19 protein-coding genes, 2 other RNA genes, 1 pseudogene and 1 riboswitch are annotated in these 17504 nt (G+C 37.9%); of the genes and pseudogenes, 19 read left to right on the top strand and 3 right to left on the bottom strand.

What is annotated here, in order from left to right; translation table 11 throughout:
* From AC1TO4_RS09830 to AC1TO4_RS09805, 6 genes are all read left to right on the top strand, one after another.
* On the top strand, positions 1-754 hold a 754-nt coding region (locus AC1TO4_RS09830; protein WP_482105159.1), incomplete at its 5' end, for a group II intron maturase-specific domain-containing protein.
* Positions 755-984: 230 nt separating this feature from the next.
* Positions 985-2658: a ribonuclease J gene (locus tag AC1TO4_RS09825; protein WP_482105158.1), complete on the top strand. Its 1674-nt coding sequence runs from the start codon at positions 985-987 to the stop codon at positions 2656-2658.
* Positions 2659-3296: 638 nt separating this feature from the next.
* The gene (locus AC1TO4_RS09820) at positions 3297-4874 is read left to right on the top strand and encodes an FAD-dependent oxidoreductase (RefSeq protein ID WP_482105157.1); all 1578 of its coding nucleotides are present in this window, start codon (positions 3297-3299) and stop codon (positions 4872-4874) included.
* Positions 4875-5174: 300 nt separating this feature from the next.
* Positions 5175-5408 carry a DUF2798 domain-containing protein gene (locus tag AC1TO4_RS09815; protein WP_482105156.1) on the top strand — a complete coding sequence of 78 codons (234 nt, stop codon included), beginning with the start codon at positions 5175-5177 and terminating at the stop codon, positions 5406-5408.
* Positions 5409-5543: 135 nt separating this feature from the next.
* On the top strand, positions 5544-5744 hold the full coding sequence (locus tag AC1TO4_RS09810; protein WP_482105155.1) for a hypothetical protein: 201 nt from the start codon (positions 5544-5546) through the stop codon (positions 5742-5744).
* A 34-nt stretch (positions 5745-5778) separates the two neighbouring features.
* The gene (locus tag AC1TO4_RS09805) at positions 5779-6663 is read left to right on the top strand and encodes a PhzF family phenazine biosynthesis isomerase (protein ID WP_482105154.1); all 885 of its coding nucleotides are present in this window, start codon (positions 5779-5781) and stop codon (positions 6661-6663) included.
* Between the two features lie 136 nt (positions 6664-6799).
* On the opposite strand, the gene ssrS (AC1TO4_RS09800) is transcribed toward AC1TO4_RS09805, so the two are convergent.
* Positions 6800-6991: non-coding RNA, 6S RNA (gene ssrS, locus AC1TO4_RS09800), on the bottom strand.
* A 71-nt stretch (positions 6992-7062) separates the two neighbouring features.
* A non-coding RNA gene (ssrS, locus tag AC1TO4_RS09795) (6S RNA) lies at positions 7063-7254 on the bottom strand.
* Between the two features lie 144 nt (positions 7255-7398).
* Between ssrS (AC1TO4_RS09795) and AC1TO4_RS09790 the strand changes: the two genes are divergently transcribed.
* From AC1TO4_RS09790 to AC1TO4_RS09745, 10 genes are all read left to right on the top strand, one after another.
* Positions 7399-7878, top strand: coding sequence for a metal-dependent hydrolase (locus AC1TO4_RS09790; RefSeq protein ID WP_482105153.1), 480 nt, complete (start codon positions 7399-7401; stop codon positions 7876-7878).
* A gap of 79 nt (positions 7879-7957) precedes the next feature.
* Positions 7958-8830, top strand: coding sequence for a YitT family protein (locus AC1TO4_RS09785; RefSeq protein ID WP_482105152.1), 873 nt, complete (start codon positions 7958-7960; stop codon positions 8828-8830).
* Between the two features lie 133 nt (positions 8831-8963).
* On the top strand, positions 8964-9410 hold the full coding sequence (locus tag AC1TO4_RS09780) for a GNAT family N-acetyltransferase (RefSeq protein WP_482105151.1): 447 nt from the start codon (positions 8964-8966) through the stop codon (positions 9408-9410).
* A 78-nt stretch (positions 9411-9488) separates the two neighbouring features.
* Positions 9489-9992 (top strand): N-acetyltransferase family protein, encoded by a 504-nt coding sequence (locus AC1TO4_RS09775; RefSeq protein WP_482099946.1) that lies wholly within the window; start codon positions 9489-9491, stop codon positions 9990-9992.
* Positions 9993-10235: 243 nt separating this feature from the next.
* Positions 10236-10775 carry a Rossmann-fold NAD(P)-binding domain-containing protein gene (locus AC1TO4_RS09770; protein ID WP_482105150.1) on the top strand — a complete coding sequence of 180 codons (540 nt, stop codon included), beginning with the start codon at positions 10236-10238 and terminating at the stop codon, positions 10773-10775.
* A gap of 51 nt (positions 10776-10826) precedes the next feature.
* The gene (locus AC1TO4_RS09765) at positions 10827-11333 is read left to right on the top strand and encodes an N-acetyltransferase family protein (RefSeq protein WP_482105149.1); all 507 of its coding nucleotides are present in this window, start codon (positions 10827-10829) and stop codon (positions 11331-11333) included.
* 324 nt (positions 11334-11657) lie between these two features.
* Entirely contained in the window at positions 11658-12308 is a 651-nt protein-coding gene (locus AC1TO4_RS09760; protein ID WP_482105148.1) for an SIMPL domain-containing protein, read from the top strand.
* 45 nt (positions 12309-12353) lie between these two features.
* Positions 12354-12719 carry a spore germination protein GerW family protein gene (locus tag AC1TO4_RS09755; RefSeq protein ID WP_482099942.1) on the top strand — a complete coding sequence of 122 codons (366 nt, stop codon included), beginning with the start codon at positions 12354-12356 and terminating at the stop codon, positions 12717-12719.
* 30 nt (positions 12720-12749) lie between these two features.
* Positions 12750-13361: an NIPSNAP family protein gene (locus AC1TO4_RS09750; RefSeq protein WP_482105147.1), complete on the top strand. Its 612-nt coding sequence runs from the start codon at positions 12750-12752 to the stop codon at positions 13359-13361.
* The gene (locus tag AC1TO4_RS09745; protein WP_482105146.1) at positions 13358-14191 is read left to right on the top strand and encodes a PP2C family serine/threonine-protein phosphatase; all 834 of its coding nucleotides are present in this window, start codon (positions 13358-13360) and stop codon (positions 14189-14191) included. Before AC1TO4_RS09750 ends, AC1TO4_RS09745 begins: the two co-directional genes overlap by 4 nt.
* 60 nt (positions 14192-14251) lie before the next feature.
* On the opposite strand, the gene AC1TO4_RS09740 is transcribed toward AC1TO4_RS09745, so the two are convergent.
* A complete protein-coding gene (locus AC1TO4_RS09740; protein WP_482099939.1) occupies positions 14252-14431 on the bottom strand; it encodes a hypothetical protein in 180 nt (59 codons plus the stop codon).
* A gap of 138 nt (positions 14432-14569) precedes the next feature.
* Positions 14570-14676, top strand: a riboswitch (SAM riboswitch).
* Between the two features lie 169 nt (positions 14677-14845).
* Between AC1TO4_RS09740 and metA the strand changes: the two genes are divergently transcribed.
* The 3 genes and pseudogenes from metA (at position 14846) to AC1TO4_RS09725 (ending at position 17461) form a co-directional block, all read left to right on the top strand.
* On the top strand, positions 14846-15754 hold the full coding sequence (metA, locus tag AC1TO4_RS09735) for a homoserine O-acetyltransferase MetA (protein ID WP_482105145.1): 909 nt from the start codon (positions 14846-14848) through the stop codon (positions 15752-15754).
* Between the two features lie 60 nt (positions 15755-15814).
* Complete coding sequence (locus AC1TO4_RS09730; protein ID WP_482105144.1) at positions 15815-16573, top strand: hypothetical protein; 759 nt, start codon at positions 15815-15817, stop codon at positions 16571-16573.
* 179 nt (positions 16574-16752) lie between these two features.
* Positions 16753-17461: pseudogene (locus AC1TO4_RS09725) on the top strand (YetF domain-containing protein).
* Positions 17462-17504 lie beyond the last annotated feature (43 nt).

Below are 17504 nucleotides of genomic sequence, written 5' to 3'. Positions count from 1 at the left end.
TTTGAAATCAGGAATCATGATAAATGGTATCGTGACAACTAGTGAGGAAGGTACGCCGCAAGGTGGCCCACTCAGTCCATTACTTTCCAATATTGTCCTTGATGAACTAGACAAAGAATTGGAGGGAAGAGGACATAAATTTGTCCGGTACGCCGACGACTGCAACATCTATGTGAATACAAAGAAAGCAGGAAATCGAGTCATGGGTTCTGTCACTTCATTTATTGAAGGAAGGCTTAAGTTGAAAGTTAATCTGAAAAAATCTGCGGTAGACCGCCCTTGGAAGAGGAAGTTTCTTGGATTCAGCTTTACTTTACATAAAGAACCAAAGGTTCGGATTGCCAAAGAAAGCATGAAACGGATGAAGAATAAAATCCGAGAGATAACCTCTAGGAAGAAATCCTATTCGATGGATTATCGAATCAAGAAACTAAATCAATACCTAATGGGTTGGTGCGGTTATTTTGCATTGGCAGATACTCCAAGCCCTTTCAGAGCTTTCGATTCTTGGATAAGAAGAAGACTTCGAATGTGTATGTGGAAAAACTGGAAGAAACCGAGTACGAAGGTGAGGAAGCTCATTGGATTAGGTGCGCCGAAAGATAAGGCATACGAATGGGGTAACTCGCGTAAAAGTTACTGGAGAATTTCTAAAAGTCCTGTATTACATAGAACCCTCGGAAACTCCTACTGGAGTTCCCAAGGGCTCAAAAGTCTACTATCACGTTACGAAACTTTGCGTCATCAATCTTAATTGAACCGCCGTATACCGAACGGTACGTACGGTGGTGTGAGAGGTCGGGAGTTAATCACTCCCTCCTACTCGATTGTTTTAGGAATTATATGAGTCAGTAATGAACATTCGTCTATACACCAGCATATTTATTCTTTAAAAAACTTTATTCCATTTGAATAGTAACAATCATAAATAAAAACCAAATGGGAATACTTCGTATAGAAATCTAAATTAGGAGGAAATCTATTTTGATGACAACAGAGAGTAATTTATCAATTTTCGCTTTAGGCGGTATTAACGAAATAGGGAAAAACATGTATATTTTACAGTACGCAGACGATATCGTGGTAATTGATTGTGGTTCTAAATTTCCGGATGAGAGTTTAATGGGAATTGACTTGATAATCCAGGATGTATCTTTCTTAAAAGAAAATAAGGATAAAATACGAGCATTAGTCATTACACATGGGCACGAGGATCATATTGGAGGCATACCATATTTTTTAAATCAAATAAATGTACCGATTTATGCGACAAGATTAACGTTAGGGTTAATTGAACTAAGGTTAAAAGAGCATGGGCTTCTTAGAGGTACTGAGTTGGTCATGATAAACTCTGATTCAAACTTAGAGTTCGGAACGATGAGTTTAACGTTTTTTAAAACAAATCACAGCATTCCCGATTGTTTAGGAATTGCATTTCATACACCTGAAGGCGCAGTTGTACATACGGGCGACTTTAAGTTTGATTTAACACCTGTTAATAACGAATATCCAGATATCCATAAAATGGCTGATATCGGCAACAAAGGTGTATTACTTCTCTTGTCGGAAAGTACCAACGCGGAACGCCCTGGCTTTAATACATCTGAACGGCTTATAGGTGGACATATAGAAGAGGCATTCCGCAATGCTCGTCGGAAAGTATTTATCTCGACTTTTGCATCTAATGTTCACAGGGTACAGCAAGTAGTTGACGCTGCACAGAAAACGAACAGAAAACTAGCTCTGCTTGGTCGAAGTATGGTAAATGTTGTTTCGGTTGCCTCTGAACTAGGTTACTTAACTATTCCAGATGGAATGCTAATTGAAAAAAATCAAATTAGACAAATGGATTCAGCAAAGGTAGCCATTCTCTGTACTGGTAGTCAGGGAGAACCTATGGCGGCACTATCGCGTTTGTCCAGTTCGAATTTTCGTCAGGTACAAGTCGATACAGACGATACCGTAATCTTTGCTTCAAGTCCTATCCCAGGAAATGAAAAGAGCGTTTCACGAATTATCGATAATTTATTTCTGTTAGGGGCAAAAGTGATTTATGGATCGGGAAAAGAAACGGGCATGCATGTTTCAGGGCACGCCTTTCAAGAAGAACTGAAATTAATGCTTACGTTAATGAAACCGAAATATTTCATTCCTATACATGGTGAATATAGAATGTTACATCATCACAGCTTGTTGGCCGAATCAATTGGAGTGGAAAAAGAAAATATTTTTATTATTAACAATGGAGATGTTGTTGATATAAAAAATCAGGTTGCCCGCCAAACAAGAAAAGTTCAATCAGGAAATATTTTTGTAGATGGGTTGGGAATTGGTGATGTAGGAAATATCGTATTACGTGACAGAAAACTATTATCTGAAGAGGGAATGCTTGTTATTGTAGTGACTGTAAATAAAGCGGATGGTCAGCTTGTTTCCAATCCAGATATAATCTCCCGAGGTTTTGTGTTTAGTCGTGATTCAGAAGAACTTATGAATGATGTAAATCAGCTGGTAATAAAGACCGTTAGCAATTTAAAGGGAAGCGATCGAAACCAAAGAAATATATTAAAACAAAACATAAAAAAATCGACTGAGACCTATTTATATGATCGTACAAAAAGAAGGCCGATGATTCTTCCAATCATAATTGAAATATAACCTTGTTTCATTATCTAAGCGAACTCCATGATGTAGTTGGAGTTCGCTCGATTTTTGTTTGTTTTAGGTTTCTCTAGGAATAACAATATTGTGTATGATAAATTCACTTTTCGAAAAAGTGGGTATCCGTACATGATTTACGGGAGAATTATGTCGATTTGGTACAATATATATCAATTTATTATTCCCACATAGGCGTTTTCGGGTCCACACTGCTTTGAGGTATAAGACCAAAAGACTTCATTTCGCAATACATCTAAAATAATATTGCTCATTAAATTCTACAAAAATAGTCTAATACATAAGGAATATGCTCAAGATGAATGTATACCGTCGGAGTAATCGGAATCAATTGTTGAATATAGTTCTCCTAATTTTCATGAGTATTAAAGTGGAGACGGAAATATATGTAAAGCATGCGTTTGGGAAGGAAAGGACTACTTTCCGATGATGAAGAATGGAAATATTATTGTACTTTATGTAGTTCAGTCATAACGGCTTATATCGGGCATGATATTCAGGAAACAAGACTATTAGCTGTCGACGAAAATAATCGATTATTGGATTAAATGTAAAGAAGTAAGGCTATGTTGTTTGTATAGCCTTACTTTATATGAGTATTGAATGGAGGATTAATTGTGACCCAAAATGATAATGAAAATGGAAAGTTGCCGGAGCAAGTTGAATCTTATTGGAGGACCGATATTGAGTTTCCACAGTTTCCAAGTTTAGAGGAAGATCTTCAAGTTGATGTCGTTATTGTAGGTGCAGGTATTACCGGAATTACATCCGCCTATCTGTTAGTTAATGAAGGCTTGAAAGTCGCTGTTATCGAAGCGGGAAAAGTGTTGAACGGGACAACTGGTCATACAACTGCCAAAATTACTGCTCAACATGATTTAATATACGATGAATTCATTCATAACATTGGAAGAAGTAACGCACGTTTGTATTATGAGGCGAACAGGGAAGCACTCAACTTTATCAAAGAAACAGTGGACCAACATAACATCGATTGTGATTTTAGCATGCAAGATGCGTACATATACGCCACTACAGAGAAATACGCACGCAAGATTGAAAAAGAAGCAGAAGCCTATGAAAAGATTGGCATAGAAGGGGGATTGGTTGATAGTATACCTTTTGAAATAGATTTTCAAAAGGTCCTTGTCATGAATAACCAAGCTCAGTTTCACCCAACCAAATATCTTGTCCATTTACTACAACTCATCACTGAAAAAGGCGGTCTTATCTTTGAAAACACGACAGCAGTGAATATTGAGACGGGAGATCAGCCAGTCGTACTTACTCGTGAAGGACATAGCATAACCGCCAAACATGTTCTTGCTTGTTCTCATTTTCCGTTTTATGAGGGACTTGGGCTTTATTCTACAAGAATGCATGCAGATCGATCATATGCTCTTGCTATCAAAGCAAAAAAGAAATTTCCAGGTGGAATGTATTTAAGTGCCGATGAGCCGACACGTTCACTCCGATCTGTAATGGTAAACGGAGAAGAAATGGTCCTTATTGTTGGGGAAAGTCATAAGACCGGTCAAGGAATAGAGACGATGGAACATTACAAAGCGTTAGAGACTTTTGGTGAGGAAGTTTTTGGACTTGAGGAGATCGTCTATCGGTGGTCTGCACAAGATCTAATTACGCTGGACAAATTGCCTTACATTGGTGAATTAACATCAGGACAACCTAATATCCTGATTGCTACAGGTTTTAGGAAATGGGGAATGTCTAATGGAACAGCTGCAGCACTGTTATTCCGGGATATGATTCTAGACAAAGAGAACCCCTTTGAAAAGTTATTTACGCCTTCACGGTTCTATGCGCATCCGAGTTTGAAAAACTTCTTTAAGGAGAACGCCAACGTCGTCGGTCAATTAATTAAAGGGAAACTGGATTCACCAAAAACAAGGCCGGAAGACTTATCTAAGGGGGAAGGTGCCGTTATCACCCTTGAAGGACATCGAAAAGGTGCCTATAAAGATGATGAGGGCAAACTGCATATCGTAGATACAACCTGCACTCATATCGGATGTGAAGTCGAATGGAACAACGGTGACCGCACCTGGGATTGCCCGTGCCATGGGTCTAGGTTTTCATTTACTGGAGAAGTAATTGAAGGTCCTGCAGAAAAACCGCTAAAAAAATATGACTACAAAATGATTGAGAACTTTACATCCGAAGACTCAGGTTATTGACAGGAAACATCTTGCAGCAGTGGACTTCTACTGCTGTTTTTTTGTTCTTTAAAATACAAAACGCATTACGTCTCCATGGCGATATTGATAATTGAATGGCCTGATTGCTCTGGAAGAACTTTTGTGTGCATTCCGAAAGCATGATACCGGAGTTGAAGTGATATGATGGATAAGCATAATGTCAAAGCAACAGTAGTGAATGCCGGCTACCATGGTTCGAATTGAGGCAGTTTGGTTAATAGTAGTCGGGTTTATGTTATGTTTAAATCCTGAAATTATTTAATTGAAAGGTGGAGAAAAATGAGTATTAATGTTAAATACAAACCTATTATTTTTGCATTTTTAATGGCCTTTAGTCTGTCCTTTTTTATTTCATTTATTTTAGTCTCCATAAATAGAGGTTATAATAACACGTTTTTAATTTCATGGTTAAAAACTTGGTTACAGGCTTTTGTATTTGCTTTCTTCGGAGCTTACTTTTTTCCGAAAGTAATACAAAAAGTTATGAGGAAAATTAATTTCGTAGAGAATTAGAGCTGAAATATAAAGCATTTTTACTAGAGCCAATCTGATTGCGCGCAGTGATGACGGTAACGAAGCAAGATTTTTTAGTAGGGAATTCCAATAAATGTATAGTGAGTTGACCTAATTAAGGAAGGAGATTTCAAAATGGCGATTGTAACTTTTCTACTCATTGGATGGATATTGAGTTGGTTTAACTTTAATAAGTTATTTATTCAGGCAATCAAAGAACTATTTAAATTGGAAATTACAAATGCAAGCTACTATTTCGCATTTTTTTGCTTAGGTTTTTTCGGAGATTTAATTTTATTTATTAAAGGAACTTATGAAATTATTTTACTGGGCTGATGAAAATACAAAATATGTGGAGGGGAAATGAAAAATGAAATCGGTAAAGGTTTATCATTATGATGCATTTAGTAAAGAAGCTAATAAAGGGAATCCAGCAGGAGTTGTTTTTAATGGGGATGACCTAACAGCTGAGATGATGCAAGAAATTGCTTTAAAAGTAGGATTTAATGAGACTGCTTTTCCAGTTAAATCTGAGGTAGCTGACCTTAGAATACGTTATTTTACACCAGGTCATGAAATGGATCTTTGTGGACACGCAACAATAGCTACAATTTATGCTTTAAGAACAAAAGGTTTGTTGGGAGATAAAATAGATATTACGATTGAAACAAAAGCAGGCATTTTACCAATAAAGATTAATGAAACAGCTGATAATGAAATAAACATAACGATGAAACAGATCCCGCCACAGTTTGAAGAATTTAGAGGCTCAAAGGAAGATTTAGTCAACTCAATTGGTTTAATCAAAGAGGACATTGATGATGATTTACCGATTCTATACGGTAGTACAGGTACTTGGACACTATTGATACCTATAAAAAAACTTGATGCATTTAAAAAAATGAAACCTATTAATAAGCTATTCCCCGCTATATTAAAAGAAATGCCAAAAACATCTATCCATCCTTTTTGTTTGGAAACCTATGATTCCAATGCACATATGCACGCTCGGCACTTCTCTTCACCTTATTCTGGTACTACAGAGGATACAGTGACTGGAACTGCTTCGGGGGTAATGGGCGCATATTATGCTAAATACATAAACAGCAGCTTTGAAAAAACTGTAAATCTAATAGTAGAGCAAGGGCAGGAAATTGAAAAAAATGGTCGGGTTATGGTGCGGGTATCTAAAAATAAAGATAGTTATGATATAGATATTACTGGAAATGCTGTAACGTTAAAGATTTCGAAGTGAATTTCTAATGGTGGAATAAAATTACTAAACCAAAGGATGCGCCGCATTTGTATCAGATTAATAATAACAACGAAAAAGCATCACCCGTTGAAGGATGATGCTTTTTCGAAAAGAACTGATGCTAATAGCTTTATAAAGCATAGCCGCCTTTGCCGTATGGTCTTAGAAAGTTTTAAACCACCACTCCTCAAAGTGGGTGTTCGCAGAAACATTCCTGTATGTCCCAGTTGTCGAAAGAACTGGGCGTGCCATTTCTGTTTCTAGGTAAAACTCCCGTTTACAGCTTAAAGGTTAAAACTTAATGGGTATACGCACAACGCAGCTTCTATATATAGTGTATAACAATCAAAGTATATTATCAAATGAAAAATTTGGAATCCTGTTTTCTTAGCTTGAAAAAAGTAAGCCGCCTTTGCCGTATGGTCTTAGAAAGTTTTAAACCACCACTTCTCCAAGTGGGTGTTCGCAGAAACAATCCTGTATGTCCCAATTATCGAAAGAACTGGGCTTGCCATTCCTGTATCTAGGTAAAACTCCCGTTTACAGCTTAAAGGTTAAAACTTAATGGGTATACGCACAACGCAGCATGTAAATATAGTTTACATCAACGGATTTGTAAATTCAAATGAAAGTATTGGAAATTCATTGCAAAACATTTGTATGATTTCCGTGTCAGGTGACGTAACAACGTTTATACTAGTAAGGAAAGATTTATGGGGAAAAGGAGAAAACAGCATGACAGGGAAAACACACATCGTAGGCGGCATTGCAGCAAGTCTTGCTTATGCACAATTAACAAATCATGATCCGATTATCATGCTAGGGGCAGGAGTGATTGGCGCATTGCTTCCTGACATCTGCCACGGCGGCAGTAAAATCGGAAGGAAATTGCCTTTGTTATCGAAACTTATCAATATGCTATTCGGTCATCGCACATTTACGCACAGTTTGTTGTTTTTAGTACTAATCGCAGCTTTATTGAATACATTCATTCCTAATGAAGCTGCCAAGGCGGGATTCATGGCAGGAATGGTGAGCCATTACATCCTAGATATGGCGACAAAAAATGGCATTAAACTGCTATTTCCGCTTCAGATGACTGTACGCTTTCCGTTGACGACAAGGACAGGTGGCGCCGTAGAAAACGTCGTATTTAGTATTTTATCGCTTTTATCATTTTATTTTGGATACGAAGCATTCGGTTTCTATATATAATCTTGTTAAATCTAAAAAAATGATGTCATCGCTCGCTTTTTTTCAAATGAGCAAGGCGAAAGAAAGGGATCATAAATTAATGTCAATACAAAAATTCAGGAAAACGGTCTTATTTGAATACATACAGATTATTTTCGGGGCTGCACTTGTTGGCTTGGCCTTCAATATTTTCTTATTACCATCTAGATTAGCTGCAGGCGGAGTATCCGGGATTAGTACAATTTTGTATGAACTTTTCCTATTTAATCCGGCGTACGTGCAATGGTTTATTAATATTCCATTATTATTTCTTGGAGTCATACTTGTCGGCAAGGAATTCAGTTTAAAAACACTAGTCGGTACATTTTTTGTACCGTTTGTTATTTGGTTAACAATGGACATGAAGCTCGCTGTCGACAATCCATTGTTGAGTGCGATTTATGGAGGCATTATGCTTGGTGTCGGTCTCGGCATTGTGTATAGGGGAAACGGTTCGACAGGCGGTACTGCTTTAATCGCTCAATTGGTCAAGAAATACACCGGCCTTTCGAGTGGCTTTTCCCAGTTGCTTGTAGATGGACTAGTTGTCGTCGCTTCGGCATTTGTCTTCAACTTCGAACTTGCACTTTATGCGATGATCGCAATTTATGTTACGAGTAAGGTAATTGACTTTGTTCAGTTGCAAACGTCACCGACTAAATTGGTTCTCATCATTACGGATAAAGAAGAGGAAATCCAAGACATCATCAAAAATGAAATCAATCGAGGATTAACGAAAATCAAAACAATCGGCGGCTATTCCAATCAAGAGAAAACAATGATTTTATGTGTCGTCGAACAAGCAGAAGCCGTCTATTTCAAAAAGCTTCTTCAAAAAAAGGAGCCGACTTCGTTTGTCATCTTCTTGAATGCATCTGAAATTCTCGGCAGGGGCTTTTCTAAAGCGCAATATGACGTAGACGATATGAAATGAGTTTCAACAAAATGACTTGACGCGGAGAGTATTTATCCGTATCAAGTCATTTTTGCTTGTTAAAAGGTTTTATTCTAGCGGATGTCGAAATAGACTGTATGTTTAAATTATTTGATTGATGGGAGGAATAGAGATGGCTTATACAGTAAATCAGGTTGATAATTTAGGGGAAATAGATATTGCCCATTTAGTGAAGGAAAGTGAAACAGAAGGGTATCGATTTTTAACACGGTTGGTCAATGACTATCAGGATGGAACAAATACGTTCAATAAACCGGGAGAAGCGCTTTTATCTGTTCGAAATGAAGATGGTAATGTAGTAGCAATCGGCGGGGTGAATCAATCACCTTTTTCCGAGGATACACAAGTTGCTCGTTTGCAAAGATTTTACGTGCTGGATGAAGCTAGGCGGCAAGGTGTAGGATCCCTTTTACTCAAAGAAATCGTCGACCATTCACGAAGTACGTTCAATGAAGTGACAGTACGAACAGATTCATTCAAAGCAGATGCTTTTTATAGGGCAAATGGATTCGAACTGGACGACTCCGCTTCCGAGACGACACATTTATTGAAGTTATAGTAGCTGTCAACGGAATCGTTTCTGTGCCTTGCATGGAAGCGATTCTTAATTTATATGGTCAAATTGAGGGGGATTGGAATGGGTTTCCGCATAGCAAATAGAGAGGATGCAACTGGTGTAACAAAAGTCCAGGTGGATAGTTGGAGGACGACATTCAAAGGGATTGTGCCGGACGATTTTTTGAATAACCTCTCATATGATAAACGGGAGCCGATTTGGAAGCGAGCGATTATCGAGAATAATTTATACATAGCAGAGGATGAAAATGGTCATGTGATTGGATTTTCTGCAGGTGGAAAAGAACGTACGGGTACCTACAAAACGTATTTAGGTGAATTATATACGATTTTCATTTTGAAAGAGCACCAAGGAAAAGGGCTTGGGCGATCACTGGTCAAATTGGTAGTAGATGATTTAAAGAGAAATAATTTGAATTCAATGCTCATTTGGGTCATAAAAGAAAATCCAGCATGCCAATTTTATGAGGCATTAGGCGGAAAAGAAATTGACACACGAGAAATTGAAATTGGGGGCAAGAAGTTGAGTGAAGTTGCATATGGATGGAGTGATATATCAGATTAAAAATACTAACCAAATATGTTGAAATAGAGAATCATATTGAATTCGCTACGGCGCTAGGAGGTGCTTTACATAAAACTGGAAATTCACCCCAGCCTTATTTTATACACAGTATTTAATCCTACAACTTTTATAGGGTCATTCGTTGACAACTGGTATTCAAGATTTCTTCAATTAGTGCTTATTACATGGTGGGTATTAATTTAGTAAATCCCACAAACAACTTTTAGAATAGAGGGTAAATGGATGAAAAGGAACAATCATGCTCTAATCATTGGTGGTACGGGTATGCTTGCCGGAGTTTGTATTTACCTTGCAGGTGAAGATTATTCTGTTTCTGTCATTGGGCGTACAGTGTCGAAATTTAAACGATTGCAAGAAGAAAGTGCGCCAAATTCTATATTTCCCCTTATGACTGATTACGATACAGATGATATATATGACGAAATTAATATAGCGCTTAGAGAACGTGGTCAGTTTGATCTTATTATCAGTTGGACACCAAATTACAGTGTGCTTGAGCGTATTTGTGAAATGAACCCTGGAGAAGCACCGTTTCGTGTATTTCATGTAAAGGGAAGCCGGCGGTATTTCGAAGATGAACATATCCGTATTCCTAGCTCGTGCAAATACCGGAAAATCTATTTGGGGTTTGTATTGGAAGACAGTGGTTCACGTTGGCTTACGCATAATGAGATTGCAAATGGAGTGATTAAGCAAATTGAAGCAGATGAAAAGGTAGGCATAATAGGTCAAATCCATCCCTATGAGGCACGTCCAAAATAACTTTTTATAGTTGGTCGACCTGTTTTCCAGGTCTTCTTATAACGATGAGGAGTGAGTGAGATATTAATTCGAAAAGCAAAGGTAGAAGATGCAAAAGGAATTGCAAAAGTACATGTGGATAGTTGGAGAACGACATACAAAGGAATTGTACCGGACACTTTTTTAGAAAGCCTTTCCTACGAGAAGCGTGAGCTAATATGGAAAAAGGGGATAACAGAGAATCACGTATACATAGCGGAAGATGAAAATGGTCAAGTCATCGGATTTTCTACAGGTGGAAAAGAACGTACTGGGAAATATGAAGCCTATACAGGGGAATTATATGCGATTTATCTCTTGAAAGAATACCAAGGACAAGGGATCGGGCGATTGCTTTTTCAGGCGGTTGTGGAAGATTTGAAAGATAATAATTTTAACTCAATGCTCATATGGGCGATAGAAGAGAACCCGGCTTGCCTATTCTATGAAGCGTTAGGTGGTAAGAAAATTGAAATTGAAGATATCGAAATTGCTGGTAAGAATTTGAGTGAAGTCGCATATGGATGGGGTGAAATGTGAAAATAAGGAAGTTAAGAAGATTATCTAGATTATTGCCCAAGAAATAATTAAAAAATTTTGTGTAGATAAGGTATATACGGGAATAGAAGTAAAGAACCTGTCATAAATTTAACATCCATTTTTTAGGTTATTAAGATGTTTGTAAACATTACAATAATTGGCGATAAATCCAATATAGACGTTTTTGAAGTTCTTGAAAAGTGAATGTATCTCCGTTATTAGTTAGTTTCGAGTGCTCTGTTTAGTACAACTGCAATTATCTTTTCCGAGCAATCAGCATACTATCTAAAGAGGCATAATGATGCTCAGGAAAGGTGGAGGCAAATGTATTATCCTTACGCACAACAAATGTATCGACCGCAACATCGCGTTATGACTGTTACAGGGATTGGGAGTCTTTCAGTTGCCCCGGATACAGCTCAAATTCAATTGGAAGTAATTACAGAAGCTAAACAACTTAGCCATGCTCAGCAAGAAAATGCTTATTTAATGAATCAAGTCATTGAATCATTACTAAAATTAGGAATTGTTAGGAAAAATATACAAACCGTTTCGTATAATATACTTCCTGAATATGACTATATTGAAGGTGAACAAATATTTAGAGGATACGAAGTGACAAATGCAATCACTGTAAAAGTTTCAGATATTGATCAAGTTGGAAATGTGATAGACGTGGCTGTTCAAAACGGGGCTAACAGGGTTTCAAACATTCAGTTCACTGTTGAAGATGAACAACTTCATTATCAAGAAGCATTGAGCCTAGCATTGAAAAATGCTCTCGTTAAAGCGCAAACCATTGCTGCGACAATGCACCTGCAACTTGACCCTCAGCCAATTAAAATTGTAGAAGAATTAAGAGCAGAACCCATCTTATATCGTTCTTTTTCAGCGAAGGAAATGGCAGTGTCAACACCGATTGAACAAGGACAAATCACGATTAACGCTACTGTAAGAGTTGAATTTCAATATTAAAACGGAATCCCAGTAATGATGAAAAATTAAGAGAGTAGGAGAGAAATGGACGCTGAAAAAACTGCTGTATACCAATCACCAGTTGGAAGGATATTTGAAAAATTTAGACGGCAGCGGGACGTATCGTTGGTTTTCGGTGAACCGGTTGAATTTAAAAACAAAAAAGTTCTTCCTGTAGCAAAGATCAATTATATCGTTGGCGGAGGAGGGGGTTATTCAGAAGAAACTGGAAACTCTTCGGTAGGCCAAGGAGAAGGAGGTGGGGGGCGTATTGCCATCCGACCTCTAGGGGTCTATGAAATAGATTCGGAAAAAGTTAAGTTTAGACCTATCATTGACCCTAAATTCACTTTAATACTCTTTTCTGTTTTCACATTGGGTCTAATTCGGTTATTGAAAAATGCTCGTTAAATATGTATTTGTTTAAGGGAGAATCATTATATGCTGTATCGCAGAAAAACGTACAAGATAGAACCGCCGATGTACGAAACGTTTACACAGTTTTTCCACACCTATTTGCTTCCGAATCAGCTGACGCATGGGGCGCAGCTGGTTGGACGGTGGGTTGATGAAGAACTGACGGAGATTATGGCATTATGGTCATACGATAGCAGAGCACATTATGAAACGGTGGATGCCGCCATCCGAGCTTCTGAAATGCATACACAAGCGCAAAGACATCGAAAAACATTCGGTTCGTTATATACCTCATCAAATGAAGAGTTTTTCACTTCGACAGGGGATTATGGGCAATCTAAACAGATTGAAGAAACAGGCATCTACGCTGAAATCGGTGACATGGTCGGCGTTTATCAAAATATCACGGCGGGCATCATCTGTATAGTTTTCCGTGGGAGAGTCATTACTGGTGTGCCGGCTGCACAGCCTCCTGAAACGATTGACGTACAATTTGTTGACTTTGATAAAGAACAAGTAGAAGACTGGATAAAACGCCCGCAATTCGTTTCTAGAGTGAAGGATGCCTTGAATAAAGAGACGATTGCCTATGAGTGTTATGAAGTGAGGCCATATCGATTGGTCGAGCGTTCATGAATAATCACTCTTGGGTTGGAAGTGAAAAGGACTTTATCGATGAACGGGATGTTCGGTGGGTTAATCGGATGGCAGTTGGTCGTTTTGGAGGCAATTCTTCAGCGGGACAAACCAAGAACGAGGATGGCTTTGTTATTTGGCAAAATGAGGATTGGGAATTCGCGGCTATTTTTGATGCGCATAAAAGTGCCGAAAGTGCGAAACTTGTCATTGATACACTTGAACAGTATAAAAGTGATTTTGTAGAGGTTTTAGACATGAAGGGTTTTCTGGATTTTAAATATTTGGAAGTGAAGCTCCTTGAAATTTTTCAATCCGAGCAGTTTTTGGACAAATGCAGGTGTGTCACAGGAGAAACGGCTTGTCTTATCGTAGTGAGGAAAGCTAATTATGTATGGTGGTTTTCCGTTGGAGATTGCCTAGTATACGTATTACATCCGGATCTGATTGCGCTGAACCAATTTCAACTCAACCAAAGGCAATTCTTCGAGTGGATTGGTCAGGTGAATACGTTTGAGCAAGCAGTACCATGCTATACGTCAGGAACAAGGGAATTGAGAAAAGGGAACAACCTTATTTTTTTGACGACTGACGGTTTGGTGGAATGCCCAGGCGAACCTTTTTCAAATCCGTCAAATCTTGTTGCTGAGCTGAATGGAAAAAGACTTGATGAAAGCATTTCACAGTTGTTGATGGAAATTGAAAGACAAAATGTACGAGACAGTACAACAATTGTTGCCTGGAGTGTGGAAGTAGAAAAGGAAGGCAGCATCCCGAGCGATTATAGGGGGATGACGGAAGAGATAAAGCAAACGCAGAACGTAGATTGAAAATAGATAAACTCCCGCGTCAGCATGATTGCTAACGCGAGGGTTCATCGTTTTACTTACTCATTTTCTTTTTCTTGCATTTGGGTTCATGCGTTCACGCTTTGGTTTCAGGGAACTCAGTTCAGCAAACTCGCGAGCAATTTCTTCACTCATGTCACCAGGTTTTATTTTTTGGTTTTTCGGTGTCTGCGGTAACGAACGCGCGTTGTTCCCGCCAGTTTTGTTGTCATCTCTCCCCAATTATAACAGCTCCTTTCAATCAGTAAGTACTTTGTTAAGGTGGCTTTATAAGAGGGATTTATCCAATGAAAATTTTTGCAATAGAAAAAGACCTTTTACAATAGGAAGTTAAGTAGTATAATGGAAGTTAATTAAATATTCTTATCAAGAGAAGCAGAGGGAATTGGCCCTGTGATGCTTCAGCAACCTCTGACCTGATCAGGAAGGTGCTACCTCCAACAAGATTAATTCTTGAGAGATAAGAGCTTAGAGCCCAAAAAGAACCCTCTTTTCTTATCATACAGAAAAAAGGGTTTTTTATATTTTAAAAAGGTAGGAAATTATAAGGTTTTACGATGGATTGCCTCGAGTTGCAGGTGCCTACCGCTTTTTTAAAAAATCATACATATAAAATCGAAAAGGGAGAGACGAAAAATGCCAATCAATATACCGAAACAATTACCGGCAGTAGAACTTTTAAAGAAGGAAAAGATATTCGTGATGGATGAAGAACGTGCAACATCCCAAGATATACGTCCTATGACTATTGCAATTCTGAATTTAATGCCTGAGAAAGAAAGAACTGAGTTACAGCTTCTACGATTGCTGGGAAATACACCTTTGCAAGTAAATGTTACATTTTTGAATACAGCAACACATGATTCGAAAAATGTTAGTAAAACACATCTAGATGCATACTATGCGACATTTGAACAAGTAAAACATCGCCGTTTCGATGGCTTGATCATTACCGGTGCACCCATTGAGCATTTGGAATTTGAAGATGTTAACTACTGGAAAGAATTAACGGCAATTATGGAGTGGTCAAAATTAAATGTAACATCAGTTTTACATATTTGTTGGGGAGCTCAAGCAGCTCTTTATCATCATTATGGAATTGGAAAATTTGAATTGCCTAAAAAATGCTCAGGCGTTTTTACACATCGTTTATCCGATCCTACCATCAATCTTTCACGAGGCTTTAATGATGAATTCAGAGCGCCGCATTCACGCTATACGTCTGTCTCAATAGAAGAAATTGAAAATGATCCTCGTTTACTTCTACTCGCCAAGTCTGAAGATGCAGGAGCTTTCATAGTCCTTTCCAAAGACAACAAACATATTATGGTTACAGGTCATTTGGAATATGACGCGGATACACTTGCGGAGGAATATGCACGTGACCTTAAAAGAGGGGTAGACATTGAGATACCACAAAACTATTTTCCGAATGATGATCCCACTAAAGAACCTTTGAACACATGGCGCTCACATACTCATTTGCTTTTCTCAAATTGGCTTAATTATTATGTCTATCAAGAAACGCCTTATGTGTGGGAATAACTGTTTAATGACCTTTTTATCGTATAGTGCATAAGATAATACGACAAAGGGGGAAAAAGTGTGGGGTTGTTTATCAATGAAAAAGGGCATCCGAATGTCTTTAAAAATAATGAGGACATTAAAAATCAAAATCAAGAACACTTCAAAATAGACCCTTTAGCGGAATGGATGAAAGAACAGAAGGAAGCGACCGAAACAACCAACCGCCGGTTTAATATGATGGAGAACTTACTCAAACGACAAAGTAAAGCACAATCAAATCGAATGACATCAATCCATGAACAACTATCGGGATTAAAAGAAAATGATATCCGTCGTGAAAGTTTTGAGAAGGAAGCACAAAATTCGTTTTCGAAATTAGAAGATAAGAATCAAGTGCTTCTTGAGAGGTTTTGGAACCTGAGAAATTTGAATCAGGATTGTAATGTGCAAGTAAAGGGTATAAGTCAATCAAATCAAGAAATTATAAAGCGCATTGAAATAATTACATCTGCAAACGAGGAAGTACTCTTTAAAATAAATGAGCAGATGAATCAGCAACAGCAATTATCTAACCAATTTTCGCAGCATAAGAACGTTCAAAAGGATGTAATCATAAGGTTGGACAACCAAGAGGGATTGTTGGAGAAGGTAGTAAGACAACTGGATAATCTCCGCTCTGCCCTTTACGAGCGAACATCCTTTTTAACAAGAAAAATAGAAGGCAGCTATAATACGACAACTTCGCGCGTTCCTAAAGTACTGAGCGGACAGGAACAAAATTCGACACGTTTCATGTTGAATCACAAGCAGGAAGAAAAAGAGGGAAATACTGAATGAACAGGTGACGCTCACTTGATTTGAATCCAAACATGGTAATTGATACAGAGAGAGCTTTCCAACAGTCATTTCACATGGCTATTGGATGTGCTCTCTTTTTAATAATTAAACTTCAAGATACTAACATGTATAGGCGATAGGTAATAATGGAACACTTCCTCTATAGTGGAGGTGTGGTTTTGGATAAATTTTTAGAAGTGGATTTTTGGGAAATGATCATTAGGACAACGTCTGCATTTCTAGTCCTTCTTATACTTGCCCGGTTTTTAGGGAAAAAGCAAATTTCTCAGCTAACTTTTCAATTATGTTACCGGTATTACAATTGGGTCAATTGCAGCAGATATAGCAGGAGAATCTAGAACGCCATTTTTAAATGGGGTGATCTCAATGATCTGGTGGGTATTTTTGACAATGCTAATGAGTTATATTGCATTTAAATCTAAGAAAGTACGAATAATACTAGATGATCAGCCGACTATTGTCATATATGAAGGAAAACTCGTTGAAGAGTCAATGAAGAAATTACGTCTGCATTTAAATGATTTAACGATGATGTTGCGTGAACAAAGTATTTTTTCATATACAGACGTCCATTATGCGCTTCTTGAAACAAATGGACAGTTAAGTGTCTTAAAGAAAGTGGAATTAAAAGGGGCTACAAAAAAAGACGTAAATGCTAGCGCTCCTGCTCCCAAATATATTCCGACTGAACTAATTGCAGAAGGGAAAATTGCCACAAGGAATTTAAGAGAGCTGAATCTGACGGAAGAGTGGTTGTACGAACAATTAAAAAAGCAGGGTGTTGGTAAAGTTGAACACGTATTCTTTGCTGAAGTACAAACGGACGGCAGTCTCCAAATTGAAATGAAGAAAAATGCGGAAAGTTGAAAAAAACGTCGAAAAAAGGGAGGTATCCCTTTTTTACGACGTT

Source organism: Sporosarcina sp. Y838, from assembly GCF_056786515.1.
Note: the sequence above shows the minus strand (reverse complement) of the source record. Positions and strands in the feature narration are given on the sequence as shown.

Bases quoted from the DNA above. Each gene is read 5' to 3' on its own strand.
- AC1TO4_RS09815 (WP_482105156.1), top strand. From the start codon at position 5,175: ATGAGTATTAATGTTAAATACAAACCTATTATTTTTGCATTTTTAATG.
- AC1TO4_RS09810 (WP_482105155.1), top strand. From the start codon at position 5,544: ATGGCGATTGTAACTTTTCTACTCATTGGATGGATATTGAGTTGGTTT.
- AC1TO4_RS09805 (WP_482105154.1), top strand. From the start codon at position 5,779: ATGAAATCGGTAAAGGTTTATCATTATGATGCATTTAGTAAAGAAGCT.
- AC1TO4_RS09790 (WP_482105153.1), top strand. From the start codon at position 7,399: ATGACAGGGAAAACACACATCGTAGGCGGCATTGCAGCAAGTCTTGCT.
- AC1TO4_RS09785 (WP_482105152.1), top strand. From the start codon at position 7,958: ATGTCAATACAAAAATTCAGGAAAACGGTCTTATTTGAATACATACAG.
- AC1TO4_RS09780 (WP_482105151.1), top strand. From the start codon at position 8,964: ATGGCTTATACAGTAAATCAGGTTGATAATTTAGGGGAAATAGATATT.
- AC1TO4_RS09775 (WP_482099946.1), top strand. From the start codon at position 9,489: ATGGGTTTCCGCATAGCAAATAGAGAGGATGCAACTGGTGTAACAAAA.
- AC1TO4_RS09770 (WP_482105150.1), top strand. From the start codon at position 10,236: ATGAAAAGGAACAATCATGCTCTAATCATTGGTGGTACGGGTATGCTT.
- AC1TO4_RS09760 (WP_482105148.1), top strand. From the start codon at position 11,658: ATGTATTATCCTTACGCACAACAAATGTATCGACCGCAACATCGCGTT.
- AC1TO4_RS09755 (WP_482099942.1), top strand. From the start codon at position 12,354: ATGGACGCTGAAAAAACTGCTGTATACCAATCACCAGTTGGAAGGATA.
- AC1TO4_RS09750 (WP_482105147.1), top strand. From the start codon at position 12,750: ATGCTGTATCGCAGAAAAACGTACAAGATAGAACCGCCGATGTACGAA.
- AC1TO4_RS09745 (WP_482105146.1), top strand. From the start codon at position 13,358: ATGAATAATCACTCTTGGGTTGGAAGTGAAAAGGACTTTATCGATGAA.
- metA (WP_482105145.1), top strand. From the start codon at position 14,846: ATGCCAATCAATATACCGAAACAATTACCGGCAGTAGAACTTTTAAAG.